The sequence below is a fragment of the Streptomyces sp. NBC_00503 genome, from assembly GCF_036346895.1.
In the GTDB taxonomy this organism is placed as follows: domain Bacteria; phylum Actinomycetota; class Actinomycetes; order Streptomycetales; family Streptomycetaceae; genus Streptomyces.
In genome coordinates this window covers 8105112-8130007 of the sequence record NZ_CP107855.1, presented here as the reverse complement: position 1 = coordinate 8130007, position 24896 = coordinate 8105112, and the positions used below count along the sequence as shown (strand labels likewise).

At 70.0% G+C, this 24896-nt stretch carries 22 protein-coding genes and 1 pseudogene; 17 read left to right on the top strand and 6 right to left on the bottom strand.

The window, feature by feature from the left end; all coding sequences use genetic code 11:
* Positions 1–141 precede the first annotated feature (141 nt).
* From OG490_RS37190 to OG490_RS37180, 3 genes are all read left to right on the top strand, one after another.
* Positions 142–606, top strand: a complete 465-nt coding sequence (locus OG490_RS37190) for a Crp/Fnr family transcriptional regulator (protein ID WP_330300684.1) — start codon at positions 142–144, stop codon at positions 604–606.
* 39 nt (positions 607–645) lie between these two features.
* Positions 646–1290 (top strand): CBS domain-containing protein, encoded by a 645-nt coding sequence (locus OG490_RS37185; RefSeq protein WP_330300683.1) that lies wholly within the window; start codon positions 646–648, stop codon positions 1288–1290.
* Positions 1291–1364: 74 nt separating this feature from the next.
* Positions 1365–2057 (top strand): response regulator transcription factor, encoded by a 693-nt coding sequence (locus OG490_RS37180; RefSeq protein ID WP_330300682.1) that lies wholly within the window; start codon positions 1365–1367, stop codon positions 2055–2057.
* A gap of 24 nt (positions 2058–2081) precedes the next feature.
* On the opposite strand, the gene OG490_RS37175 is transcribed toward OG490_RS37180, so the two are convergent.
* From OG490_RS37175 to OG490_RS37155, 5 genes and pseudogenes are all read right to left on the bottom strand, one after another.
* Positions 2082–3815, bottom strand: coding sequence for a sensor histidine kinase (locus tag OG490_RS37175; protein ID WP_330300681.1), 1734 nt, complete (start codon positions 3813–3815; stop codon positions 2082–2084).
* A 116-nt stretch (positions 3816–3931) separates the two neighbouring features.
* Positions 3932–4135 (bottom strand): annotated as a pseudogene (locus OG490_RS37170) (DUF1918 domain-containing protein); the annotation flags it as partial.
* A 23-nt stretch (positions 4136–4158) separates the two neighbouring features.
* Positions 4159–6753 carry a cation-translocating P-type ATPase gene (locus OG490_RS37165; protein ID WP_330300680.1) on the bottom strand — a complete coding sequence of 865 codons (2595 nt, stop codon included), beginning with the start codon at positions 6751–6753 and terminating at the stop codon, positions 4159–4161.
* Between the two features lie 7 nt (positions 6754–6760).
* The gene (locus tag OG490_RS37160; RefSeq protein WP_330301192.1) at positions 6761–7618 is read right to left on the bottom strand and encodes a universal stress protein; all 858 of its coding nucleotides are present in this window, start codon (positions 7616–7618) and stop codon (positions 6761–6763) included.
* Positions 7618–8520, bottom strand: coding sequence for a universal stress protein (locus OG490_RS37155; protein WP_330300679.1), 903 nt, complete (start codon positions 8518–8520; stop codon positions 7618–7620). Before OG490_RS37155 ends, OG490_RS37160 begins: the two co-directional genes overlap by 1 nt.
* Positions 8521–8788: 268 nt before the next feature.
* Here OG490_RS37155 and OG490_RS37150 point away from each other — a divergent pair, with 268 nt between their 5' ends.
* The 12 genes from OG490_RS37150 (at position 8789) to OG490_RS37095 (ending at position 19934) form a co-directional block, all read left to right on the top strand.
* A complete protein-coding gene (locus OG490_RS37150) occupies positions 8789–9484 on the top strand; it encodes a CBS domain-containing protein (protein ID WP_330300678.1) in 696 nt (231 codons plus the stop codon).
* 121 nt (positions 9485–9605) lie between these two features.
* The gene (acsA, locus tag OG490_RS37145; RefSeq protein ID WP_330300677.1) at positions 9606–11396 is read left to right on the top strand and encodes an acetate--CoA ligase; all 1791 of its coding nucleotides are present in this window, start codon (positions 9606–9608) and stop codon (positions 11394–11396) included.
* Between the two features lie 25 nt (positions 11397–11421).
* Positions 11422–12501 carry a pyruvate dehydrogenase (acetyl-transferring) E1 component subunit alpha gene (gene pdhA, locus OG490_RS37140; RefSeq protein ID WP_330300676.1) on the top strand — a complete coding sequence of 360 codons (1080 nt, stop codon included), beginning with the start codon at positions 11422–11424 and terminating at the stop codon, positions 12499–12501.
* The gene (locus tag OG490_RS37135; RefSeq protein ID WP_330300675.1) at positions 12498–13502 is read left to right on the top strand and encodes an alpha-ketoacid dehydrogenase subunit beta; all 1005 of its coding nucleotides are present in this window, start codon (positions 12498–12500) and stop codon (positions 13500–13502) included. The genes pdhA and OG490_RS37135 overlap by 4 nt, the downstream gene beginning before the upstream one ends.
* A gap of 1 nt (position 13503) precedes the next feature.
* Positions 13504–14820, top strand: coding sequence for a 2-oxo acid dehydrogenase subunit E2 (locus OG490_RS37130; protein ID WP_330300674.1), 1317 nt, complete (start codon positions 13504–13506; stop codon positions 14818–14820).
* Positions 14817–15068 (top strand): acyl carrier protein, encoded by a 252-nt coding sequence (locus OG490_RS37125; protein WP_330300673.1) that lies wholly within the window; start codon positions 14817–14819, stop codon positions 15066–15068. The genes OG490_RS37130 and OG490_RS37125 overlap by 4 nt, the downstream gene beginning before the upstream one ends.
* A 110-nt stretch (positions 15069–15178) precedes the next feature.
* Positions 15179–16048, top strand: a complete 870-nt coding sequence (locus OG490_RS37120; RefSeq protein WP_330300672.1) for a universal stress protein — start codon at positions 15179–15181, stop codon at positions 16046–16048.
* A gap of 28 nt (positions 16049–16076) precedes the next feature.
* Complete coding sequence (locus OG490_RS37115) at positions 16077–16763, top strand: CBS domain-containing protein (RefSeq protein ID WP_330300671.1); 687 nt, start codon at positions 16077–16079, stop codon at positions 16761–16763.
* 242 nt (positions 16764–17005) lie between these two features.
* Entirely contained in the window at positions 17006–17611 is a 606-nt protein-coding gene (locus OG490_RS37110) for a CBS domain-containing protein (protein WP_330300670.1), read from the top strand.
* A gap of 10 nt (positions 17612–17621) precedes the next feature.
* Positions 17622–18248: a CBS domain-containing protein gene (locus tag OG490_RS37105; RefSeq protein ID WP_330300669.1), complete on the top strand. Its 627-nt coding sequence runs from the start codon at positions 17622–17624 to the stop codon at positions 18246–18248.
* A 9-nt stretch (positions 18249–18257) separates the two neighbouring features.
* The gene (locus tag OG490_RS37100) at positions 18258–18914 is read left to right on the top strand and encodes a CBS domain-containing protein (RefSeq protein WP_330300668.1); all 657 of its coding nucleotides are present in this window, start codon (positions 18258–18260) and stop codon (positions 18912–18914) included.
* Between the two features lie 144 nt (positions 18915–19058).
* On the top strand, positions 19059–19934 hold the full coding sequence (locus OG490_RS37095; RefSeq protein WP_330300667.1) for a universal stress protein: 876 nt from the start codon (positions 19059–19061) through the stop codon (positions 19932–19934).
* Positions 19935–19957: 23 nt separating this feature from the next.
* On the opposite strand, the gene OG490_RS37090 is transcribed toward OG490_RS37095, so the two are convergent.
* On the bottom strand, positions 19958–20377 hold the full coding sequence (locus OG490_RS37090) for a CBS domain-containing protein (protein WP_202203298.1): 420 nt from the start codon (positions 20375–20377) through the stop codon (positions 19958–19960).
* 115 nt (positions 20378–20492) lie between these two features.
* Here OG490_RS37090 and OG490_RS37085 point away from each other — a divergent pair, with 115 nt between their 5' ends.
* Entirely contained in the window at positions 20493–22172 is a 1680-nt protein-coding gene (locus OG490_RS37085) for an NAD(P)H-dependent oxidoreductase subunit E (RefSeq protein WP_330300666.1), read from the top strand.
* Positions 22160–24844, top strand: a complete 2685-nt coding sequence (gene fdhF / locus OG490_RS37080; protein WP_330300665.1) for a formate dehydrogenase subunit alpha — start codon at positions 22160–22162, stop codon at positions 24842–24844. Before OG490_RS37085 ends, fdhF begins: the two co-directional genes overlap by 13 nt.
* Positions 24845–24896: the final 52 nt, after the last annotated feature.

Here is a 24896-nt window from a genome sequence, read left to right as displayed (position 1 = left end):
GGCACGTCCCGTATGTCCTCACTGTCCGCCGGGCAGCGCCGTCCTGCATGGGCCGTTAGGGGTCACGGCCAGGGCCGATCGGCCCATCCCTGCGGTCGTGTCCGCGTCCCATGCTGAGAGCGGACTCGAACGGAGGCCACAATGAGTACACCTTCCCCCACCCGGATCGCCGCCGCTCTGCCGGCGGAGTACCGCGCACGTCTGACCGACATCGCACGCGAGGTCGGTTTCCCCGCAGGTACGCGCCTCTTCAATGAGGGAGGCCATGCCGGCCGGTTCTGGATCGTGCGGTCCGGCACGGTCGGCCTCGACGTCCACGTGCCCGGCCGGCAGGCCGCGGTCATCGAGAGTCTGGGTTCCGGTGAGCTGGTCGGATGGTCCTGGCTGTTCCCTCCCCACACCTGGCACTTCGGTGCCGAGGCCATGAGTCCTGTACGCGCCCACGAGTTCGATGCGGCCACCGTGCGGACGATGATGGAGGCCGACCCCCGCTTCGGCGCCGCCATGTGGCGCTGGGTGGCCCAGGTACTGGCCCACCGGCTCGTTTCCGCCAGGGTCCGGCTCCTCGACCTCTACGCCCCTCACGGCAGCGGCAGCTCGCTGTGAACCTCATCCTCCCGGCCAAGACCACTTGAGGAGGCGGCCATGCCCGCAACCCGGTACACCGTCAGCGATGTCATGACCCAGACCGCCGTGGCCATCGGCCGCGAAGCCTCGTACAAGGAGATCGTCGAGCTGATGCACCAGTGGAAGGTGAGCGCGCTGCCGGTACTCGAAGGAGAGGGCCGCGTCGTGGGTGTCGTCTCCGAGGCAGACCTCCTGCCCAAGGAGGAGTTCCGGAAAGAGGACCCGCGGCTGCCGGAGCAGTTGGAGGAGGCGTCCAAGGCGGTGGGCGTGCTCGCCGAGGAGCTCATGTCCAGCCCAGCCGTCACTGTTCATCCTGACGCCACGATCACCGAGGCCGCCCGCATCATGGCCAGGAAGCGTGTGAAGCGGCTGCCGGTGGTGAACGGGCTCGGCCTGCTGGAGGGCGTCGTCAGCCGCAGTGATCTGCTGAAGGTGTTCCTGCGGCCCGACGAGGAGATCGAGGACGAGGTCCGCAACGGCGTCCTGGCAGAACTCGCTCCCCCGGTACGCATCGACTGCACGGTCGAGGAGGGCGTCGTCACCCTGAAGGGCGACCTCCACAACCGCGCTCTGGCGCCTCTGATCGCCCGCGCCGTCCGCGCCGTCGAAGGGGTCGTGGACGTGAGGATGGACCTCGGTCACGCTATTGGCACATCCGCCTGACACCGCTCGCCAGGTACATTCCATTCCCTCCTGCAACAATCCTCTTGAGACGTACGCCGACCTCAGGGGCGTGGATGTCCGATACACCGGCCGCAGGTGCGGAGGCGCCCATCAGGGTGTTCCTCCTGGACGACCACGAGGTCGTCCGCCGGGGGCTGCACGACCTCTTGGACGCCGAGCCCGACATCGAGGTGGTCGGCGAGGCGGCGACGGCCGCGCAGGCCCTGGCCCGGGGGCCCGTCCTGCGGCCGGACGTGGCCGTCCTGGACGTCCGACTCCCCGACAGCGACGGCATCACCGTCTGCCGCGAGCTGCGCTCACGCATGCCGGGTCTCGCCTGCCTCATGCTGACGTCCTTCGACGACGAGGACGCATTGCTCGACGCGATCATGGCCGGCGCAGCCGGATACGTACTCAAACAGATCAAGGGATCGGACCTGGTCTCCGCCGTCCGGACAGTCGCAACCGGGCAGTCGATGCTCGACCCCGCGATGACCGCCCAGCTCATGCACTCGCTGCGGGACCCCGAAGCCGTCAAGCCGCCAGAAGACCAGCGCCTCACCGTCCTCACCGAGCGCGAGCGCGCCGTGCTGGAACTCATCGGCGGCGGTCTGACCAATCGGCAGATCGCCAAGCAGCTCTACCTGTCGGAGAAGACGGTGAAGAATCACATCTCCCGCCTGCTCGGCAAGCTGGGCGTCGAGCGTCGGGTCCAGGCCGCGGTCATCGCCGCCCAGGTGCACGAGCACGACGAGGGCAAGCGCTGACAGCCACTGCGTGACGGCCGGAGGTCAGCTGCTGCTCGCGGCGATAGGGACTGTCCATTCGAGGCGGGTGCCGTCTCCCTCCGCACCTCGCGCCGAAACGATCAGTCGGCCGCCCAGCGCCTCCGCCCGCTCCGCCAGGTTGCGCAGACCGCTGTGCCGTCCGCCTTCCGGGAGCCCGACGCCGTCGTCGGTGACCGTGACCGTCAGAACACCGTCGGCAGCTGCGACCGAGACCTCTGCGCGGCGGGCACGAGCATGCCGAGCCACGTTGCTGAGCGCCTCGCTGATCACCGCCAGCACTTCATCGGCCATTGACCGTGGTACCCCGGTTTCGATCAGACCTTCCATCCGCAAGGCAGGGGCGAACCCGAGCACGGAAGCTGCTGCTTCCACAGCCTGAAAGGCCCGGAGTCTGAGTCTCGGCGCCACACCTTGCACCTCGTGTTCGCGGAGGCCGAAGATGGTCGACCGGATGATCTTGATCGTCGCGTCGAGGTCGTCGATCACCCTCGCGAGCCGTTCGGACGCCTGCGGGTGCTCCACGAAGCGCTGGGCGCTCTGCAGGGTCATTCCCGCTGCGAAGAGCCGCTGGATCGCGAGATCGTGCAGGTCACGGGCAATGCGGTCGTGATCCTCCAGGAGACTCACCTGTTCGGCGTCCCGCCTGCGGTCGGCAAGCTCGAGTGCCAGCGCGGCCTGCCCCGCGAAGTGCGGCAATGCCAGGACCTCGGTGGGCGCGAACGGTGGGCGACCGCTGCGACGGGCCAGCATGAGTACGCCGCTCAGCCGCTCCTTTGTGCCCACGGTCACCGCGACGGCGGGCCCGAAGCCCTCCCACCGCTCCGGCTGCACGGTCACGCGTTCGTCGCTCGCGACGTCCGGGACTGTTATCAGCCCGTCCTGGGCGAGGGCGGCCGCGGCGAGGGTTCCGTCGCTGCTCGGCAGCACGATGCCGCGATGTGCGTCGGCTCCCTCCCCCAGGGCCAGCGAGCCGCAAAGCTCGCCACTGGGGCCGACCAGGTAGAAGACGCCCACGTCGGCCCCAGTGATCTCGCGGGCCCGCTCCAGCATTCCTTCGAGCACCTGGATCTCGGAGGAACCGGACAGCAGCTCGCTCGTGAAGTCGGAGCTGGCTTCCAGCCAGCGTTCCCTGAGCCGGACCGCCTCGAAGAGGCGGGCGTTCTCGATGGCGATCCCGGCCGCGACGGCCAGGGTCGACAGGACGGCCTCATCCTCGGCGTCGAAGTCCGCCCGGCCCCGCTTCTCGGTCATGTAGAGGTTGCCGAACACCGCCTCGCGGACCCGGATGGGTACGCCGAGGAACGAATGCATGGGCGGGTGGTGGGGTGGGAACCCGTACGAGGCGGGATGCTGGGACAGTTCTGCCAGGCGCAGGGGCTCGGGGTGCCGGATCAGCTCCCCTAGGATGCCGTGCCCGGACGGCAGATCACCGATCTGGGCACGCAGCTCGTCGCTGATGCCCACAGGGAGGAATTCCGCGAGCTTCCGGTCGTCCCCGATCACGCCCAGGGCCCCGTACTCCGCGTCGACCAGCACCACTGCCGCTTCCACGATCCGCGTCAGGACCTGGGGCAGGTCGAGTTCGCGCCCGACCGACATGACGGCCTCCAGCAGGCCGTTCAGACGGTCTCGAGTGCCGCGTACCTCGTCGATCCGCCCCTGGAGCTCATCGAGCAGCTGATCCAACCGCAGGCGCGGGAGCTGGCTGCGCGGGGTGTCGTGGCCATCCTCGACCATGGCACCTCCAGGGGCGCACGGGATCGGAAATCACATCTCCTTCCACGGTAGCCTCACGTTGCCGTGGGTTCACTTCGAAGAGGGCGCGGTCGCTACTGTGCGTGGTGGGACGCCGCCGGCTTTCCCTCGGCTTCGCTCAGGTGTCTGACATGGGCGTCCGGGCCGGGGAAGTAGAGGGTGGTGCGGCCGGTGTCCGACCAGCGGATGTCGTAGGGCGGAGTCCCGTCGTCATGGTGCAGGCCGACGACCTCGCCGTCACGGCCGGGCTTCCCGACCACTGGGCCTCCCACCACGACCTGGTCCCCCAGATGTGCGTGGATTCCACTTTCACTGGCGTATGCGCTCATCGTCTTGTCTCCTTGTGGAACGCGGGTCTCGAATACCGGGCCGCGGCGAATCCGGTGATGGCGGCGACTGCCGCGAGGCCCTTACCCGTCCAGCCGATGGGCTCGGTGTCCAGCACGGCCCGAAGGAACGGCACGTAGAGCGCGGCTGCGGCGAGCAGGATCGACGCGAGTACGGACAACGGCAGGAAGAGGTTCTGTCGGGTCAGCAGGCGCGTGCGCAGGCCCAGCACGACGCCCAGTTGCCCTGCCAGGAGTGCGAGGAAGAGGACGCTCTGCCAGGGCAGGCCCCAGTGCAGAGCGACGACTCCGGCACCCAGGCTCGATGTCGTGACCACGGCGGCGAGGAGGAGCAGCCGTTGCCAGGCTCCGTCTCCGAGGATCTGCTGGCCCGCCGGCCGTGGGGGCCTGTGCATGGCTCCCGGCGCGACCGGCTCGGCCCCCATGGCCACACCCGTCAAGCCATGGGTGAGGAGGTTGATCCACAGGATCTGGCCCGCCCGCAGCGGCAGGGCGAGTCCGAGCACGGGGCCGGCCAGCATCACGAGGATCTCCGCCGCGCCGCCGGCCAGCCCGTAGACGAGGAAGCGGCGGATGTTGTCATAGACCCGCCTGCCCTCCTCCACGGCCGCGACCACGGTCGACAGCTCGTCGTCGGTGATTACCAGGTCGGCGGCCTGCCGGGCGACCTCCGTACCGCGGCGGCCCATGGCCACGCCGATGTCGGCCTGGCGGAGGGCCGGGCCGTCGTTGACTCCGTCGCCGGTCATCGCGGTGATGTCGCCGTGCGAACGCCAGGCCTCGACGATGTCCAGCTTCTGCTGCGGAGTCGTACGGGCGAACACCTTGACGGCGGTGAGGTCGGCGACCAGTCCCGCGGCTACATCCGGGCCGGTGACGACGTGCTCCTGCGTGTGCTCGTCGTTCAGCAGGCCGACTCGTGTGGCGATCGCCCGTGCCGTGGCGGGATGGTCTCCCGTGATGAGCACCGGGGTGATGCCCGCCGCGCGGCAGGCGGCGAGCGTGGCGGCCGCGTGGGGCTTGGGCGGGTCTCTGATCGCTACGAGACCGAGCAGGCGCAGCCCCGATTCCGCGTCGGCCGGGTGTCGCGGTACGTCGTCCCGTGTGCCCGAGGCGACCGCCAGGACCCGATAACCGTGCGAGGCCAGCAGGGCCGCTTCCTGCCGGGCGCCGCGCAGCAGATCGGTTCTCTCGCCGAGAACGGCTGCGTCCAGCACCACTTCCGGCGCGCCTTTCAGACAGACTAGGACCTGGCCCGACGGGGTGGTGTGCAGGGTGGTCATCCGCTTGCGCACGCTGTCGAAAGGCGCCTCGCCGGTTCTCGCATGCCCACGCTGCAGGCTGGCCTGGTCGGCACAGCCTGCTTTGGCGGCCGCCGCCAGGAGCGCGGCTTCCATGGGGTCGCCGACGGCGGTCCAGCGATTCTCGCCATCCGGGGAATCCTGGGGCGGCCGCAGCCCCGCGTCATTGCAGAGGGCCGTCACGGTCAGCAGCTCGCGGACGGGATCGAGTTCGTCGGCGGTCGGCCGTCCGCCTTCGAACCGGATGTCGCCTTCCAGCTCGTACCCGATGCCGAAGAAGTCGAACGTGCCGCGTGGCGTCCACACGTGCTGGACCACCATGCGGCCCTCCGTGAGGGTGCCGGTCTTGTCGGTGGCCAGGACCGACACCGAGCCCAGCGTCTCCACAGCCGGAAGCCGCCTCACCAGAGCGTGCCGGTCCGCCATCCGCCGCGCACCCAGCGCCAGGGCCAACGTGACCACGGCGGGAAGGGATTCGGGGACGGCCGCCACCGCGAGGCTGATCGCCGTCACGGCCATCGTGGCGACCGAAAACCCGCGAGCGAGGCCGAGCACGAACACGACCAGGCACAGGGCCAGGGTCACGCCGGCCAGGACACGTCCGAGGGCTCCGAGGCGGCGTTGCAAGGGAGTCGGCTCGCGTCGGCCGTCGAGGAGGGCGGCGATGCGGCCGAGCGCGCTGTCGGCTCCCGTGGCCGTCACCGTTGCCACGCCTCGTCCTCGTACGACCACGGTCCCGGCGCTCAAACGGCTGCCGGGGTCCTTGTCCACGGACACTGATTCACCGGTCAGCATGGACTCGTCGATCAACAGAGCAGACGCTTCGGTAAGTTCGGCATCGGCGGCGACGATGTCACCTTCACCGAGGAGCAGTACGTCCCCGGGAACGACTTCCGCGGCGGGGACTTCCCGCGGAGTGGAGTCACGGAGCACCCGGGCGTTCGGGGCGGACATCGCCGACAGGGCAGCGACCGCGTTGTCGGCCCGGACCTCCTGCACGACACCGACTGCGGTGTTCACCACGATCACCAGCGCGATCACCACCGCGTCGGCGTGGTCGCCGATCACCACGGTCAGTACGACGGCCCCCAGCAGGACCATGATCAGCGCATCCTTCAGCTGCGCCCCCACCCTGGTGTACAGCGGCACGGCCTTGCCGGCCGCCACTTCGTTGCGGCCGTGCTCCGCGAGCCGCCGGGCCGCCTCCGGCTCCGTCAGGCCCCTGTGGTGTGCCGCGGGGGCGGACTTCTGCTGTGCGGCGTGTGTCGTCACGGCGATGTCACCTGACGGGGACCGTGATCACCGGGCAGTGGGCCCGGTGCAGCAGCCCGTGGACGACCGACCCGAGCCTCATGCCTGTGTAACCACCCTTGCCTCGACGGCCCACAACCACGGCCAGGGCGTGCTCGGCGGCACCGGCGAGCTCCTCCACGGGGTGTCCGGTCAGCACCTCGTGCGTCAGCGTGATGTCCGGGTACTTCTGTGACCAGCCGGCCGTCGTCTCGGACAGCATCCGGCGCTGCGCCTGCACAGCGGCTTCCTCGTCGTGGAACGGGAAGACCGGCGGCTGCCATACCGAGACGGCACGTAGCGCGGCTCCTCTGAGATCGGCTTCTTCGAGAGCCAGTGCCAGCGCCGCTTTCGACGATTCGCTGCCGTCGATGCCCACCACGAGGTATGGCGGCTGCTGCGTGACGTGCTCGGCGTCGCCCACGACGACGACCGGGCAATGCGCCTGGGCCGTGACGGGGACGACCAGGGAACCGGCACTGAAGAACTCCGACGTGCGACTCAAGTGACGGGAGCCGAGCACGATGATGCGCGCCTGGCTGGACAGTCGGCCGATCGCCTGAGCCGGGAACCCCTCGACCAGATCCACGACCGGTTCGCCCTCGGGGTGGCGCTCCCGGCTCCAGGCCGCAGCGGCGCCGAGGGCGTCCGAGGCTGCCTGGTGCAGGGCGATGTTGCGGGGGGTGTCGTCGACATGCTGCGCATCGTGCTGCGGGGGTACGGCAGCAACGAGTCGCAACCCGCACCGGCGCCGTCGTGCCTCGTCCACCGCCCAGGCCAGGGACAGGTGCCAGTCCCTGGCCGGGTCGATGCCGACGACGATCTCATGGCGCTCGCCCGCGTCCATCACGACTCGCTCCCGCGCTCGTGGCCGTGGCGCGGAATGAGCTGCACGGGGCAGTGAGCGTGGTGGATCAAGCTGTGCGTTGCCCGCCCGAGGGTGGGGCCGAGGTAGCTGGGTGACCGGCGGCCGCCCATCACCAGAAGGTCCGCGTGGCGCGATGCCTCGACCAGGACACCGGCTACGGACACGCTCTTCTCCGCGTCCACCTGCAGGGCGAGGTCCGGGAACTCCTCGCGGACCTGATCCGCCACTGCCTTCAGGTGATGGACATGCTCGCCCGCGATCTGGTCCACGTCGTCGAGAAGGGTCACCACATTGCCGACGGACTGCAGGATGTTCCACACGTGCAGCAGCCGCAGCGAGCCCTTGCGGAGCTCGGCTTCGCGTGCGGCGTACCGTGCGGATTCGAGGTCGTGTTCGTCCCGGACGGCGGCGAGGACCGTACCCGTCTCGGCGCCGTTGTCGATGCCGCGGACGATGATGACGGGCGTCTTGGCACCTGCCGCGACCTTGAGCCCGACCGAGCCGAGCATGAGCGAGCTGAATCCGCCCATGCCACGGTTGCCTACCACGATGGTGCCGTAAAGGCCGGCGGACCGATGGAGGCTCGGAACGGGTGCGCTGCGGCTGAACTCCGTGTTGACCCGCAGGCCTGGAAACTGCTCCGTCACCGCGGCGGCGCTGGCGTGCAGCAGTTCACGGCCCGCCTCGCGGACACGTTCGATGCTCTCCACCGATACGTAGAGGGCGCGACCGTCCGTGTCGGCCCCGTACACGATGTGCAGCGGGCGCTCGCGGCGCGTGGCCTCGGCAGCCGCCCAGAGCGCTGCCTGGCGAGCCGGCTCGGAGCCGTCGACACCCACGATGACGGAGCCGAATTCCGGGCTGCTCGTGGTGCTGTTCATGGTTCCTCCTTGCAGAGCCGCCAAGGGTCCGGCTCTCAGGTTGACACCGCGGACGCTCACACCCGGAGGGCCGCTCAGGCCCCCGACAGGGGCCGAAGGTCCCTGTTCATTCACTACGGCGTCCGTAGGTGTGGCGCGGGTCCGATCGGACCCGGATCCGGACCATTCGGCCCTCCTCCTCTCATGGGAGCCGGCGGATCGTGGGTTCTGAAGCGACCTCCGACCGTCACGTCCGCATGGGATCGCCGCACCGGCAGGAGGTGTCTCCATGAAGCACATCAAGGTGGGAGACCTGATGACCGACGAGGTCGTCTCGGTCGTCACCTCCACTTCCTTCAAGGATGTCGCCAAGCTGCTCGCACAGCACGACATCAGCGGACTGCCGGTCCTCGATGACGAGGACCGCGTGCTGGGTGTCGTCTCCGAGAGTGACCTGATCGGCCGGGAAGCCGCAGATCATCCGCTGGTGGGCGATGCGCCTGATGCCGCCCGAGGGGCCGCCACGTTCCCATCCGAGGTGATCTTCACTGCCGGTGAGGTCATGTCCGCGCCGGCGGTCACGGTTCACGCGGACGAGACCGCGACGGGAGCCGCCCGCTTGATGGCCCGCAGAGGCGTCGAGCGACTGCCGGTCGTGGACGACGAGGACCGCCTCGTCGGCATCGTCACCCGTCGTGACCTGCTCCGGCTCTTCCTGCGACCGGACGCGGAGATCCGACGCCGCGTGATCGAGGACGTGCTCACGGACACCATGGGGCTGGACGAGGACACGGTCACCGTCCACGTGGTCGACGGCATCGTCACGCTCGAGGGCCGGCTGGGAGGGCGGAGCCAGATTCCGGTTCTGATAGGACTCGTCAGCCAGCTCGATGGCGTGGTCGCCGTCGTCCCCCGCCTGACGGCTCGCGTCGACGACTCCCTGCTCGCTCCACCGCACCGCAGCGCCTACGGGATGCCCTGGTGACCGCCACGGCCGTCGTGGGCCGTCCGGGGGGACACCCGGACATCGCGCGCCGCGTTTCCCGCCGCCACCAAGCGTGACGTTGTCTCCTTGAAGATTCCAAGGTGAGGACAAGGACCCGGCCATGGATCACCTGATCATCCGCAAACAGCCCGGACCCGGCGCCGTCTTCATGCTCCAGGACTACGAGCGGGTCCGGGCGGACTTCACCTGGGACGAGGCTCGCTCCCGGATGTCCGGGCTGCCGGGAGGCGGGCTGAACATCGGATACGAGGCCGTCGACAGACATCTGGCGGCAGGCCACGGCGGGCGGGAAGCTCTCCGCTGCATCGCATCCGACGACACCGTCACCCACCTCACATACGGCGAGCTCGGCGCCCTCACAAGCCGTTTCGCCAACGTACTCACCTCCCTGGGCGTGGGACGGCAAGAGAAGGTATTCACTCTCCTCGGCCGCTGCCCTGAGCTGTACGCCACGGTCCTGGGCACGCTGCGCAGCGTACGTGTGCTGTGCCCGCTCTTCTCGGCCTTCGGGCCCGAGCCGGTGCGCCAGCGTCTGGAGCTGGGCGACGCCCGGGTCCTCGTCACCACCGAGGCGCTGTACCGGCGCAAGGTCGAGGAGAACCGGCACCGCCTGCCCCATCTGGACCATGTCCTGCTCGTGGGCCCGGTCACGGATCCGCCGCCCGGAACCGTCTCGTTCGCCGAGCTCATGGAGCAGGCAGCGGAGGAGTACGTCGTACCGCCGACCGATCCGCAGGACATGGCGCTGCTCCACTTCACCAGTGGCACGACCGGTACCCCCAAGGGCGCGGTCCATGTGCACGAGGCGGTCGTCGCCCACCACGCGACCGCGGCCTTCGCGCTCGACCTCCGTCAGGAGGACGTCTACTGGTGCACGGCGGACCCCGGGTGGGTGACCGGTACCTCGTACGGGATCATCGCCCCGCTCACCCACGGCGCGACCGTCGTGGTGGACGAGGGTGACTTCGACGTACACCGCTGGTACCGCATCCTCGACGGCCAGCGCGTCACGGTCTGGTACACGGCGCCGACCGCCATCCGCATGCTGATGCGCGCCACCCCCAGGGGCGGCACCCGGGAGCTCCCCGGGCCGTACGACCTTTCGGCCTTGCGATTCATCGCCAGCGTGGGCGAGCCGCTCAATCCGGAAGCCGTCCTGTGGGGCCAGGAGGTGCTCGGCCTGCCGATCCACGACAACTGGTGGCAGACGGAGACCGGGGCCATCATGATCGCCAACTTCGCCGTCAGCGACATCCGGCCCGGCTCCATGGGGCGGCCCCTGCCCGGTGTGGAGGCCGCGCTGCTCGAACGCGGCGAGGACGGACGCGCCCAGGTGACCGAAGGACACGTCCGTGTGATCACCGAGCCGGGCGTCGAAGGGGAGCTCGCGTTGCGCCCGGGCTGGCCCTCCATGTTCCGCGGCTATCTCAACGAGGAGGCCCGCTACCGGGCCTGCTTCGCGGACGGCTGGTATCTCACGGGTGACCTTGCCAAACGAGACGAGGACGGATGGTTCTGGTTCATCGGCCGAGCCGACGACGTCATCAAGTCGGCAGGGCACCTCATCGGCCCGTTCGAGGTGGAGAGCGCCCTGATGGAGCACCCCGCCGTCGCGGAAGCCGGCGTCATCGGCCGCCCGGACCCGGTGGTGGGAGCGGTCGTCAAGGCCTTCGTCTCCCTGCGTCCGGGGCTCACCCCCGACGCGTCCCTCCAGCGCGAACTCCTGGCGTTCGCACGCAGGCGGCTGGGCCCGGCCGTGGCCCCCAGAGAGATCGAGTTCGAGCAGAACCTTCCCAAGACGCGCAGCGGCAAGGTGATGCGCCGCCTGCTGCGGGCCCGGGAACTGGGGCTGCCCGAAGGGGACCTGTCGACCCTGGAGAACCCCGGATGACCAGCTCACGAGAGAAGGCAGCACGATGAGCACCACCACCCCGCAGCACGAGGGACGAGCCCCTGCGGCAGCACACAGGAGCGGGCGGAAGAAGACACCGGCCGGCGCCGCCCGCGGCGCTCCCGACAGGCATCCGGCACTCGGAGATCGCCTCTCGCTGCTCCGCCGGATGCTCGCCATCCGCCGCTTCGAGGAACGGTGCGTCGAGCTGTACAGCGGCGCGAAGATCCGTGGATTCGTCCACCTCTGCATCGGAGAGGAGGCCGTCGCCGTAGGCGTCAACCAGGCCCTGCTCGAGGAGGACGCGGTGGTGTCCACTTATCGCGAGCACGGGCACGCCCTGGCCCGCGGAGTTCCCGCCGATGCCGTGATGGCCGAGATGTACGGCAAGGCCACCGGCTGCAGCCACGGGCGCGGTGGCTCCATGCACCTCTTCGACGCCGCGCGCCGCTTCTACGGGGGCAACGCGATCGTGGCCGGCGGACTTCCTCTGGCGGCCGGGCTCGCACTCGCCGACCGGATGCGCGGCAGCACCCGCGTCACCTGCTGCTTCTTCGGGGACGGAGCCTTCGCCGAAGGCGAGTTCCACGAGACCGCCAACCTCGCGGCCCTGTGGCGGCTGCCCCTGCTGCTGGTCTGCGAGAACAACCTGTACGCCATGGGCACGAGCCTGGCCCGGGAGCACGCGCAGACCAACCTCGCCATGCGCGCCGCTTCTTACGGAATGCCCGCCTGGACCGTCGACGGCATGGACGTGCTCGCCGTCGAAGCCGCCGCCCGACGCGCGACGGAGTCCGTGCGCGCGGGCAACGGACCGCACTTCCTGGAGGCGCAGACGTACCGGTTCCGCGCCCACTCCATGTACGACCCGGACCGGTACCGGGCCAAGTCCGAGATCGAGGAATGGAAGGGCCGCGACCCTCTCAAGGGACTGGCCGACCTGATGCGTTCGGAAGGGCAGCTCGACGACCGGGTGATGGAGGGACTCGACAGAGAAGTGCTCGACGAGATCGACAAGGCCGTCCACCGGGCCGAGGAAGCTCCTGCGGAGCCGGTCGCGGACCTGCTCCGCTTCGTCACGAGCGCATCCGGGAGCACCTCATGAACACACGAAAGCCGTCCACGGATACGCCGCGGCCGACCACCTACCGAGAGGCGCTCCGTGAGGGGCTGCGCGAGGCCCTGCAGCAGGACGAGCGGGTCTTCCTCATGGGCGAGGACGTGGGCCGGTACGGCGGGTGCTTCGGCGTCAGCCTGGGACTGCTCGAAGAGTTCGGACCCGACCGCATCCGCGACACTCCGCTGTCGGAATCCGGCTTCGTCGGCGCGGGCATCGGCGCCGCGATCGGTGGGATGCGGCCCGTGGTCGAGATCATGACCGTCAATTTCAGCCTTCTGGCACTGGACCAGATCCTCAACAACGCGGCCACGCTGCTCCACATGTCCGGCGGGCAGGTGAACGTGCCCGTGGTGATCCGCATGACGACCGGAGCAGGCCGGCAGCTCGGTGCCCAGCACTCCCACAGCCTCGAAGGCTGGTACGCCCACATTCCCGGCATCCGAGTGCTCGCCCCCGCGACGGTCGACGACGCGCGGCACATGCTCGCCGCCGCCCTCGCCGACCCGGATCCGGTACTGATCTTCGAACACGGAAGTCTGTACAACGCGGAGGGCTCCCTGGACGAGACCGTCGAAGCCGTCGATCTCGACACGGCGGCCGTACGCCGGTCCGGTGCGGACGTCTCCTTGATCACCTACGGCGGCTCCTTGCCGAAGGCCATGGCGGCTGCGGAAACCCTTGCCGGGGAGGGCATCAGCGCGGAGGTCGTGGACCTGCGCACCCTGCGCCCGCTCGACGATGCCGCGGTGATGGCGTCCGTCGGCCGCACGCATCGAGCGGTGATCGTCGACGAGGCATGGCGCAGCGGCAGTCTGGCCGCGGAAATCTCGTCCCGCATCACCGAGCAGGCGTTCTACGAACTCGACGCCCCCGTCCAGCGCGTCTGCAGCGCGGAGGTGCCCATTCCCTACGCACGGCAGCTCGAAGAGGCGGCCCTGCCCCAGCCCGCGACCATCGTGGATGCCGTCCGCCGGACGGTGAGCTGACATGGCCGACTTCACCATGCCTTCCCTCGGCTCGGACATGGAAGAGGGCACCCTCGTGGAATGGCTGGTCAGCCCCGGCGACACCGTGGCGAAGGGCGATGTCGTCGCGGTCGTGGAGACGGCCAAGTCGACCATCGAGGTCGAATGCTTCGACTCGGGCACGATCAGTGCCCTCCTCGTCACCCCGGGGACCACCGTGCCGGTGGGGACACGGATGGCCGTGATCGGCTCGGCGGTCGGGCCTGAGGCCCCGGCCGTTGCGAAGCAGCCGGCCGCCCCGGCCACCGGCCTGCGGGCCGCTCCCGGCCGCACCGTCGTCCCGGGCGTGGACACCGTGTCCACCCCCTTGGTTCGGCACTTGGCCGAACGCAAGGGCATCGATCTGTCGTCCGTGCACGGTTCCGGCAAGGGCGGGCGGATCACCCGCTCCGACGTAGAGCATGCACCGGTCGAGGCTCCGCACCGGGTGAAGGCCTCCCCCCTTGCCCGCCGACTGGCCCAAGCGGCAGGCGTCGACCTGAGTGCTCTGCGGGGAACCGGGCGGAGCGGCACGATCCGGGCCGACGACGTACGCGCCGCGGCGGAAGGGGCTCCGGCCGGTACCGGCGAAAGCCATGAGCCGGTACGGCCGCCCTCGCCTGCCACGCCCGAGCCGCTGCCTCCGGCGCGTTCGGCGATCGCCGCGCTGATGGCCCGCGCCAACCGCGAGATCCCCCACTACTACTTGTCGACGAGGGTCGACCTGGCCGTCGCGATGACGTGGATGCGCCATCGGAATGCGAGCATGCCGGTCGCGGAACGGCTCGTGCCGGCGGCCCTGCTACTCAAATCCGTTGCCCTGGCGGCACGCCAGGTACCGGAGCTGAACGGCTACTGGCGCGAGGAGGAATTCGTCCCCGCAGGCGCGGTGCGACTCGGCGTCGCGGTGTCCCTGCGCGGCGGCGGCCTGGTGGCGCCCGCGCTGACGGACGCCGACACCATGCCGCTGCCGGAGCTGATGGCGACGCTGAAGGACCTGGTATCGCGGGCTCGCGGCGGCCGTCTGCGGGCTTCGGAGACCGCAGACCCGACCCTGACGGTGACCAACCTCGGCGACCAGGGGGTGGAGGCCGTCTTCGGGGTGATCTACCCACCGCAAGTCGCGCTCGTGGGTCTAGGGCGTGTCATCGAGCAGCCGGTGGCCGTGGACGGGATGCTCACTGTGCACCCGACCGTGACGGCCACTCTCTCCGCCGACCACCGGGCGAGCGACGGTGCGACCGGGGCGCGTTTCCTGACGGCCATCGACCGCCTTCTCCAACGACCGGAGGAACTGTGAATCCTGACGAGGCCCTCGTACTGATCAAGGACGTCCTGACAGACGCGGTTCCCGGCGCCGACGCGGCTGTGCTCTCCCCCGACGAGAACTTCCGGGACAGTCTGGAGATGGACTCGCTGGACTTCCTCAACTTCATCGAGGCGCTGGGCGAACGCACCGGGCTCCCCCTGCCCGAGACCGATTATCCGGCCCTGAACACCCTGCACGGCTGTGCGGACTACATCGCCTCACGCACCACCGTGCAGTAGCCGGGGCTGCTCGGCCCCACATGGGGCCACATGGCCCCTCCCCTCTCACTGCGCCGCGGACGAACCTGGAAGGGCACCGCGGCCCCGCGCCGCCCAAGGAGGATCTCGCCATGAAGCACCATGTGACCGTCGGCGTCGACGGCTCTCCCGAGAGCCGGGCTGCGGCCCGTTGGGGCGCCCGGGAGGCAGCCTTGCGGGAGGTGCCGCTGAGGCTCGTCCACGCCGTCGACTGGCTGATCAGCCCCGCGATTCCAGGATTGGGCCGTGAGGGCGCCGACCGGTGGGCCGACGAAGCTCTCACCGAGGCCCTGGAGGACGTACGACGCCTGAACCCGGGTCTGGAGGTCTCCACGAGATGCCTCGCCGGCAGGCCGGCGGCAGCCCTGGCCGCGGAGGCGGCCGACGCCGCTCTGCTCGTACTCGGCTCCCGCGGCATGGGCGGCCTGGCCGGCTTCCTCGTCGGCTCGGTGAGCATGTCGACGCTCGCGGCCACCGAGACGCCGGTGGCGCTCGTACGGGTGGCGAGCGAAGCCGAGAAGACCCGACCCACCCCGTACGGAGAGATCGTTCTGGGCGTCGACATCCACGAGGCAGCGGACAAGGTTTTGGCCTTCGCATTCGAAGAAGCGGCCCGCCGGGGCTGCGCCCTGCGTGCGGTCCACGGCTGGAAGATGCCCTCCATGTACCAGTACGCCCCCTTCTTCGACCCGGAGAACGAGCGGGAGGTCGGCTGGAGCGTCACCCAGATGCTGGACGACATGCTGCTGCCGTGGCGCCACAAGTTCCCGTCCGTGAGCGTCACCCATCAGGCGTTCATGGGACCTGCCGGCCGGCAACTCGTCCAGGCCGCAGCGGGCGCGGACCTCGTGGTGGTGGGCCGGCACCTGCGCCGCTCGCCCTTGGGGGCGCATCTGGGTTCGGTGGCCCACGCCGTTCTGCACCACGCCGCGGCTCCCGTCGCGGTCATCGCCCACGACTGACGGCCTCATTCCCAAGGGAGATCGGACCATGTCCCATCGCACCGTCGCAGACGTCATGACCAGGGACGTGGCCACCGCCAGCCCCGAAGCGTCACTCAAAGCAGTCGTCTGGAGCCTCGACCACAACGGCGTCTCGGCCCTGCCCGTCGTGGACACCCGCCACCACCCGATCGGCATCGTCTCCGAGGCCGACCTCCTCCGCAGGCAAGCCGGCCTGCCCGACACCGGAGGGCGCGACCCCGTGCACCGTGCAGCACCCCTGGACCGCGCCTCCATGGAATCCCGAACGGCCGGGGATCTGATGTCCACCCCCGTACTGACCGCCCGGCCGGAGTGGGGCATCGTCGCGACGGCCCGCTTCCTGCACGAGCGGGGTGTCAAGCGGCTGCCGGTGGTCGATGAAACCGGAATTCTGGTCGGCATCGTCAGCCGCTCCGACCTGCTGCGCCCCATGCTCCGCCGCGACGACGCCATACGGGATGAAATCGTCGACGACGTGCTGGGCCGGACGCTCAAAATGACCCCGGGCGGCGTCGCCGTCACCGTGCGGGAAGGCATCGTCTCCCTGAGCGGCCGGGTCGAGGAGCGGTCCACCATTCCGGTCCTCGAACGACTGTGCCGGTCGGTCGACGGAGTCGTCACAGTGGACCAAGCCCTCGACTACGCCGTCGACGACCTGTCTCCGGGTGCCGAACCGAACCACGGCATCCGCTGAACCCCTTCACGACAAGAGGCGGAAAGAGCCCGCCCGCTTCTCGCGGATCCCGATTGCGCGGTGCACGGCCATCAGCCGCTTCTCCGCATCCTCTCAGGGACTCTTTCCGTCAACTTCAGGAAAGCATGCCTGCCGCCCGGACCATAGGGCCGATCAGCCCCCAGTGACCCCCGGACGGCCCTGGCAACAGCGGGTGGTGGTGCCGACGCTCGGATGTATCAGGACACCGCTCTGGAGGAATCATGAAGCGCCTGCGCACCGTCAACGACGTGATGACCCACGCCGTCATCTCCGTCGACCGCGGAGCACCGTTCAAGGACATCGTGGAGGCCATGCGGCAGTGGCGGATCAGCGCCCTGCCCGTCCTGTCGGAAGACGGACGAGTCGCCGGCGTGGTGTCCGAAGCCGATCTGCTGCTCAAGGCCCAGGGCGCGGACGAGTCCCGCGCCGTCACCGCCGGCCAGCTGATGACCGTACCCGCCGTCACCGTGACCGAGGAGACCGGCATCCCCGGCGCAGCCCGCTTGATGGCCCACCAGCACCTCAAGCGGCTCCCCGTCGTCGATGCCGACGGCCGCCTCGTCGGCGTCGTCAGCCGGGGCGACCTGCTCAAGATCTACCTCCGGCCCGACGCGGACATCGCGGAGGAGCTCCGCGAATTGATCATGGCCGAGCTCATCCCCGCCGGCTCTGCCGTAGTGCAGGTCCACGTCGCCAACGGCATCGTTTACCTGGACGGTTCCCTCCCCGACCCGTCCCTCAAAGACGTGCTGATACGTGTCGCACGCACGGTACCGGGGGTCGTGGACGTGACGGCCGCGCGCCTCGACACGGAAGTCCGCGCGTGAGGGGGCGACGATGAGACACCGCAGCGTCGCCGACCTGATGACCCCCTCCGTCGTCAGCGTGCAGCGCGGCACCCCGTTCAAGGAGATCGCCCGGCTCCTGAAAGAGTTCGACATCTCCGCCGTGCCCGTCGTGGACGAGGCCGAGCGTCCGGTGGGCGTCGTCTCCGAAGCCGACCTGCTCCGCAAGCCCTCCTTCGGCAGCGGGACGAACGCCGCCGCCGGTCTCATGACCAGCCCCGCCATCACCGCCCAGCCGCACTGGAGCGTCGTCCGCGCAGCGCGAGTCATGCGCAAGCACCAGGTCAAGAGACTGCCCGTCGTGGATGCCGCCGGACGGCTGATCGGCATCCTGAGCCGCAGCGACCTGCTGCAGCTCTTCCTGCGCAGGGACCACGCGATCCAGCAGGAAATCCTCGAGGACGTGCTGACGCGCACCCTCGGGCTCAGGCCCTCTTCGCTGACGGTTGAGGTCACCGACGGCCTCGTCACCCTCAGCGGCGCCGTCAGCCGACGCAGTCTCGTTCCCGTCGTGCTGCGCCTTTGCCAGAGCGTCGACGGCGTCGTGGACGTCGTCAACCGGCTGGACTACGAGCAGGACGACATGTCGGACGGCCAGCAAGCGGCCGACGAGCGGTAGGAGAAGAGCATGAGGCATCGAGAAGTCCGCGAGCTGATGACCCGCGAGGTCGTCACCGTCCCCCACAACGCACCCTTCAAGGAGATCGCCCGGACGCTGACGGAGCACCAGGTGTCCGCAGTCCCGGTCGTCGACCATGCCGGCCACCCGCTCGGCGTGATCTCGGAACGGGACCTGCTGCCGAAGTCCGCAGGCCAAGGAGACTACTTCCAGTCACTGCCCGAACGCGAGACGTGGCAGGAGGACAAAGCCGCGGGTACGCGCGCCGAAGAGCTGATGTCCTCGCCCCCCGTGTGCGCCAGACCGGACTGGACCGTCGCCGAAGCGGCCAGGCTGATGGAGGCACAAGGGGTGAAGCGGCTCCTGGTCGTGGATGACGCGGACGTACTGATCGGCATCGTCAGCCGACGGGACCTGCTACGGATCTTCCTCCGGGACGACGAGGACATCCGTCACGAGATCACGGGTGACGTACTCGACCTCAGCCTGCGCCAGAGCCCCACCGCCATCACAGTGGCCGTCACCGACGGCCGGGTCGAACTGCACGGAACCGTCGACTTCAAGAGCCTCATCCCGCTGATCGAACGGCTCTGCCGCACCGTGGACGGCGTGGTCTCCGTCACCCAGCACCTCGGATACGCCATCGACGACACGAACCCGGCCTGAAGGAGCCGACGGGTGCGACGAGCGCATCCGGGACCCCGCGCCCGGTCTCTCGTACTACGCGTACAGCACCGACCCGTACCCCCGTTCAGCCTCGACACGACGAACCCCCGACCCCGTGCGGGCCACTGCCTGAAGGAACAAGACATGAACGATCGAATCGTCGTCGGCCTCGATGGATCCCCGGAGAGCCTCTCGGCAGCCCACTGGGCAGCGCGTGAGGCTCTGCTCCGCGGCGTGCCGCTCCACCTCGTCCACGCAGAGGAGTGGTCCTCCCCCCGCGACCTTCCCGTCCCTGCAGCCGATGTGCGCCGCCAGTGGGCCCAGGCACTACTGGCCGAAGCCGCCGAAGAGTTGCGCACGACCCACAGCGAACTGGACGTCGACATCCGGTCATTCAACGGCCGGCCAGCCGCCATGCTGGCCAGTGTCGCGGCGAACGCGGACATGATCGTCCTCGGGTCCCGGGGACTGGGCACCCTCACGGGGTTCGTTCTCGGTTCCGTCGGCATGGCAGTCATCCAGGCAACGGTGATGCCCGTCGTCATGGTGCGGGCAAGCGAAGACGCGGTACCACACGCCGACGACCGACACGCATCCCGTGACCTCGTGCTGGGCCTCGACATCGGCCAGCCCTGCGACGCGCTGCTGGCCTTCGCCTTCGAGGAAGCAGCGCGGCGGGCCTGCGCACTTCATGTCCGGCACAGCTGGTCGATGCCTCCGCTGGTGGGCTACGGCGCGGCGTACGACCCCAGGCTTCACGCCCAGCTCGAAATGAGCGCGAAAGCCTCGTTGGACGACCTCCTGAAGCCCTGGCGGGACAAGTACCCGGCTGTCGACGTCAGCTCGCGGGCAAACGCCGGGCGCGCTGCCACGGAGCTCCTCGATCGAAGCTCCGAAGCGGGACTCATCATCGTCGGCCGCCGCATCCGACGGTCCTCGATCGGCGCCCACATCGGACCCGTCGCCCACGCGGTCCTCCACCACGCCAAGGCGCCCGTCGCCGTCATCGCCCACGAATAACCCCGCAGGCGACGCTCCGGGGCTCAGCGCTCTGCGCAGATCGTCTCGACGAAGTGGCCCACCTGCTCCTCGGACAGGTGCCGGGCAAGATCCGCCTCGCTGATCATCCCGACGAGGCGGTGATCGGCGATGACCGGGACGCGCCGGATCCGATGGTCCTGCATCGTCTGCAACACCTGGCTCGTGTCAGCTTCCGCGTCGACCGTGATCGGCTTGCCCTGCGCGAGCTGCCCGGCGGTCATGTGGTGCGGGTCCTTGCCTTTGGCCAGGCACTTCAGCACGATGTCACGGTCGGTGATGATGCCGTGCAGACGGTCGTCAGGCCCGCAGATCGGCAGCGCGCCGACATCCAGTTCACTCATCCGCCGGGCCGCGTCCATGAGCGTCTCGGTCTCCTGAACGCAGGTGGCACCGCTGTGCATGATGTCCCGTGCAGTGGTCATGGCTGGCTCCTCACACCTGTACACCCCGTCTCCAGTCTGGGCTTCGGCGCAGCACCCCGCTCGTCGGTGTGGAGATCCACGTGCGCCTCCTGCGATCCGGATCGATCCTGGGGGAATGGCTTCTCTGCGCCATGAGGAACAGCCCGATGCGTTCCGTTCTCTTGCCGGCCGCCGGGGCCGGCCGGGAGACCGGCTGACGCGGGCACTGGCCGCGTCACGCGAACAACACACGGCCGGTCCGGCGGAATGGGCTCCTGAGGTCGCCGAACGGTTCGGCCTGCCTGGTGCCGCAGCTCTCGGCCCCGCCACCTACTTCGCCGACCTGGCCACCCCGCACGGACGTCGCCACGTGTCCATCTGCTCCGCTACCGCGTGCTTCGCGGCGACCGGTGGGCGCCCGCTCGATCCGGTGGAACGAGAGCTGGGTGTGCGCCCGGGTTCTGTGTCACCGGACGGAGGAACATCGCTCCAGTCCGTCCGGTGTCTCGGCTACTGCTACGCGGCCCCCGCAGCGCTGGATGGCAGCACGCCGTGCACCGGGCCGTCGCTGGCCGCCCAGCTGGCCGGACAGGAACCGCCGCACGCCCCCGTCATCCCCTCCACCGACGACACCGGTGATCCCGTACTCCTCTCGGACGCGAGCCCATGGCAGCTGTGGCCGGAGGCCGTTGCCCGCGGTTCGGCCGAAGCCATCCGCCGGGAAGTCGCGGCCTCCGGTCTCCGGGGACGCGGCGGGGCGGGGTTCCCCGTCCACGCGAAATGGGAGGCCGTGCGCGGCGCGCCCGGACCGGAGAAGGTCGTCGTGGCCAACGGGGACGAGGGAGATCCCGGTTCCTTCGCCGACCGCCTTCTGATGGAGCACTTCCCGGAACGGGTACTGGAAGGCCTGGCGTTGGCCTGCTTCGCATGCGGAGCGGACCGCGGGGTCGTACTGGTGCGCTCCGAGTACCCGCGGGCGCTGGACTCCATGCGCACGGCCCTCGCGCGGGCCTACGCGGACGGCCATTTCGGAAGGTCCGCGCACGGGACGGCGACCGCCCTCGACGTCGACGTGGTCAGCGGGGCCGGGTCGTACGTGGCCGGCGAGGAGACGGCGCTGATAGCGGGCTTGGAAGGCGGCCGCGGGTGCGCCCGGGCCCGGCCGCCGTACCCCACGCAGCGGGGAGTCTGGGACCGCCCGACCGTGGTCAGCAACGTGGAGACGCTCTCCGCGATCCCCTGGATCGTGGCCCGGGGCGGCGCGGCCTACGCCCGGCGCGGCACAGCTGCGGAGACCGGGACCAAGCTCGTCTGCCTCTCCGAACGCTTCGCCCGCCCAGGCGCCTACGAGGTCGACATCGGAACGCCCGTGGAGCACATCGTCACTGAGCTGGGCGGTGGCCTCAAGAACGGCGCGGAGCTGGCCGTCCTGCAGGTCGGCGGGCCGCTCGGCGGGTTCCTCGCCGCCGATGCCCTGGACGTGCCCCTCACCGAGGCAGACTTGGCCGCGCACGGCGCGGCACTCGGGCACGCGGGGCTGGTGGCCCTGGACCGCGAGCTCGATCCCGTCGAAGTGCTGAGACACGTCTGGGAGTTCGCCGCCGCGGAGAGCTGCGGGGCATGTTCGCCCTGCCGGGTGGGCTCGCGCCGAGGCCTGGAACTCGCAACGGCGGGCGCACCGCCCGGGGACGAGTGGGTCCGGTTGTCGCGAGTCCTGGAGAAGGCCAGCCTGTGCGCCTTCGGCAGGCGCCTTCCGGCGGCGGTCCGCAGTCTGGCGCGGGCGTACGGGGATCGACTCCCGGGGTGGGATCCGTGATCCGGGTCGAGGTCGACGGCGTGGACGTCGACGTATCCGAGGGAGTGACACTGCTGTCCGCGGTCCAGTCCGCGGGAGTGGAACTGCCGGCGCTCTGCTCGGACGAACGACTGCGGCCGGTGGGGTCGTGCCGTACTTGTCTGGTCCTGTCCGACGAACGGCTCGTGGCCGCGTGCGTCACGCCCGCGACCCCCGGCATCCGCGTGGTGACCGCCACGGACGACCTACGGGCGCTGCGGCGGGAAGCCGTGGAGGTTCTCGTGTCCGCCCTCCCATCCCGCGCACTGGAGCCCGGCAATCCCTCCGAGCTCGCGCACGTGTGCAGATCGCTCGGGATCGGCCCGGAGGCGGCAGGGGGCACCGACGGGCGCGGGAGCGACGGCTCCCACCCCTACGTCGCTCTGGACCGTGATCTGTGCATCGCCTGCGGCCGGTGCGTGCGCATGTGCGCCGACGTGCAGGGCACCTTCGCCCTGACCCTGATCGGCCGGGGAGCCGACACCGTCGTCGCTCCCGGCACCGGCGGGTCCTGGGCGGACTCGGACTGCGTGTCCTGCGGCGGCTGCGTGGACAGCTGCCCCACCGGCGCGATCGCAGCGCCGGGGCCGGGCCGCGGCCTGACATCCGGGGTTCCCTCCGGCGGTGCCGTACGCACGACGTGCGGGTACTGCGGCGTCGGATGTTCCCTCGACGTGGTCGTCCGCGACGGAGACGTGGCAGCAGTGCTGCCGACCCGGGACGGACCGGTCAACCGCGGGCACGCGTGTGTCAAGGGCCGCTTCGCCCACGGCTACCGTCTCTCCCCCGACCGTCTCACGCAGCCCCTGATGCGCCGAGGAAACCGCCTGGAACCGGTGGAGTGGGACACGGCGGTCCGCCACGTGGCCGACCGACTCTCGGCAGCCGTGCACGCGGCCGGCCCCGACGCGGTGGCCGCCATCTCCTCGGCCCGGGCCACCAACGAGGAGAACTACCTCTTCCAGAAATTCATGCGGACCGTCATCGGCACGAACAACATCGACAACTGCTCCAGGCTCTGCCACGCCCCCTCCGCAGCCGGCCTCGTGGCCTCCTTCGGCCTGTCCGGCGGCACCGACTCCTTCGACGACGTGGAACAGGCCGACTGCCTCCTGATCGTCGGCGCCAATCCGGTGGAGGCCCACCCCGTCGTCGGGGCACGGCTGCTCCAGAGCGCCCTGCGAGGAGCCAAACTGGTCGTCGCCGATCCACGCGCCGTGGGGCTGGCCCTGCACGCGGACGTGCATCTCAGGCCGCGCCCGGGCACCAACGTGGCACTGTGCCACGGCCTGGCCCACGTGCTGCTGGCCGAGGGGCTCGTCGACGAGCGGTTCCTGCGGGACCGGGCGGGCGGACTCCCCGAGTTCTGCGAACTGGTGGCCGACTACCCTCCGGAGCGGGTGGCCGCCATCACCGGAGTGCCGGCGGCGGACCTGATCAGCGCCGCCCGGCTCTACGGGCGGGCTCTGCGGCCCGCGATCGTCTATGGTCTGGGCGTCACCGAGCACCTCCACGGCACCGACGGCGTCCGCTCCCTCGCCAATCTGGCCATCCTGCGCGGCGCCGTCGGCACGGAGCGCGGCTTCGGCATCAACCCGCTGCGCGGCCAGAACAACGTCCAGGGCGCCTCCGACATGGGAGCCCTGCCGGACCTGCTCCCCGGATACGGAAAGCTCACCGATCCGGCGGCCCGCGCCCGCGCGGAAGACGTCTGGGGCCTGCCGGTCCCGCCGCGCCCCGGCCTGCGCATCCCGGAGATGTTCGCGGCCGGCCGCTCGGGAACCCTGCGAGCCCTGTGGATCATGGGCGAGGACGTGTGCGCCACCGATCCCGACACGGAGAACGTGGTCCAGGCCCTCCAGGCCTGCCCCTTCGTCGTCGTCAGCGAGCTGTTCCCGTCGGAGACCGCCCTGTACGCGGATGTCGTCCTCCCGGCCGCGTCGTGGCTGGAGAAGGACGGCACCTTCGTCAACCTCGACCGCCGCTTCCAGCGCGTACGCACGGCGGTACAGCCGCCCGGCCAGGCCCGCAGCGACTTCGAGGCCGTACACGCCGTCGCAGCCGCCATGGGCGCCGACCTGGGCTGCACGACCCCCGCCGACGCACTGGCCGAGTGCGCACGACTCGCCCCGCTCTTCGCAGGGATCTCCCACGCGCGGCTGGACCGGGAAGGGGCCGTCCCGTGGCCCTGCCCGGATCCGGACGGACCCGGGACTGCCAAGCTGTACCGAGAACGGTTCGCCACACCGGACGGCCTGGCGCACCTGGCGGCCGTGCCCTACCTGCCACCGGGCGAAGAGCCCGACGCCGACTACCCACTGGTTCTCGTCACCGGCCGCAGCTGGGCCCACTACAACTCCGGCAGCATGACGCGGCGGGGCGGCAACCTCGACTTGGACGCCGTCGACCACCTCGACATCCATCCTGACGACGCCGGCCGCCACGGCGTGCACGACGGTGAGCCGGTCACCGTGGAGAGCCGTCATGGCCGGGCCCGGCTGCTGGCTCGCGTCGGTCGGAGCATCTCTCCCGGTCAGGTGTTCTGCACGTTCCATTTCCCCGCCAGCGGGGTGAACCGGCTGACGTCCGACCGCATCGACACCGTCACGTCGTGCCCCGAGTACAAGGTGACGGCGGTTCGTCTGACCATGTGAGCGCAATCCGTCATCGACACGACAGGCGACCAATGTGCGGGGTTGCGGTCGC

What these genes read in the sequence shown, in the direction of transcription:
- OG490_RS37115 (WP_330300671.1), top strand. Translation starts at nt 16,077, where the DNA reads ATGTCCCATCGCACCGTCGCAGACGTCATGACCAGGGACGTGGCCACC.
- pdhA (WP_330300676.1), top strand. Translation starts at nt 11,422, where the DNA reads ATGAGCACCACCACCCCGCAGCACGAGGGACGAGCCCCTGCGGCAGCA.
- OG490_RS37190 (WP_330300684.1), top strand. Translation starts at nt 142, where the DNA reads ATGAGTACACCTTCCCCCACCCGGATCGCCGCCGCTCTGCCGGCGGAG.
- OG490_RS37110 (WP_330300670.1), top strand. Translation starts at nt 17,006, where the DNA reads ATGAAGCGCCTGCGCACCGTCAACGACGTGATGACCCACGCCGTCATC.
- OG490_RS37175 (WP_330300681.1), bottom strand. Translation starts at nt 3,815, where the DNA reads ATGGTCGAGGATGGCCACGACACCCCGCGCAGCCAGCTCCCGCGCCTG.
- OG490_RS37180 (WP_330300682.1), top strand. Translation starts at nt 1,365, where the DNA reads ATGTCCGATACACCGGCCGCAGGTGCGGAGGCGCCCATCAGGGTGTTC.
- OG490_RS37155 (WP_330300679.1), bottom strand. Translation starts at nt 8,520, where the DNA reads ATGAACAGCACCACGAGCAGCCCGGAATTCGGCTCCGTCATCGTGGGT.
- OG490_RS37120 (WP_330300672.1), top strand. Translation starts at nt 15,179, where the DNA reads ATGAAGCACCATGTGACCGTCGGCGTCGACGGCTCTCCCGAGAGCCGG.
- OG490_RS37085 (WP_330300666.1), top strand. Translation starts at nt 20,493, where the DNA reads ATGGCTTCTCTGCGCCATGAGGAACAGCCCGATGCGTTCCGTTCTCTT.
- OG490_RS37130 (WP_330300674.1), top strand. Translation starts at nt 13,504, where the DNA reads ATGGCCGACTTCACCATGCCTTCCCTCGGCTCGGACATGGAAGAGGGC.
- OG490_RS37090 (WP_202203298.1), bottom strand. Translation starts at nt 20,377, where the DNA reads ATGACCACTGCACGGGACATCATGCACAGCGGTGCCACCTGCGTTCAG.
- OG490_RS37150 (WP_330300678.1), top strand. Translation starts at nt 8,789, where the DNA reads ATGAAGCACATCAAGGTGGGAGACCTGATGACCGACGAGGTCGTCTCG.
- OG490_RS37185 (WP_330300683.1), top strand. Translation starts at nt 646, where the DNA reads ATGCCCGCAACCCGGTACACCGTCAGCGATGTCATGACCCAGACCGCC.
- OG490_RS37135 (WP_330300675.1), top strand. Translation starts at nt 12,498, where the DNA reads ATGAACACACGAAAGCCGTCCACGGATACGCCGCGGCCGACCACCTAC.
- acsA (WP_330300677.1), top strand. Translation starts at nt 9,606, where the DNA reads ATGGATCACCTGATCATCCGCAAACAGCCCGGACCCGGCGCCGTCTTC.
- OG490_RS37105 (WP_330300669.1), top strand. Translation starts at nt 17,622, where the DNA reads ATGAGACACCGCAGCGTCGCCGACCTGATGACCCCCTCCGTCGTCAGC.
- OG490_RS37095 (WP_330300667.1), top strand. Translation starts at nt 19,059, where the DNA reads ATGAACGATCGAATCGTCGTCGGCCTCGATGGATCCCCGGAGAGCCTC.
- OG490_RS37160 (WP_330301192.1), bottom strand. Translation starts at nt 7,618, where the DNA reads ATGGACGCGGGCGAGCGCCATGAGATCGTCGTCGGCATCGACCCGGCC.
- OG490_RS37100 (WP_330300668.1), top strand. Translation starts at nt 18,258, where the DNA reads ATGAGGCATCGAGAAGTCCGCGAGCTGATGACCCGCGAGGTCGTCACC.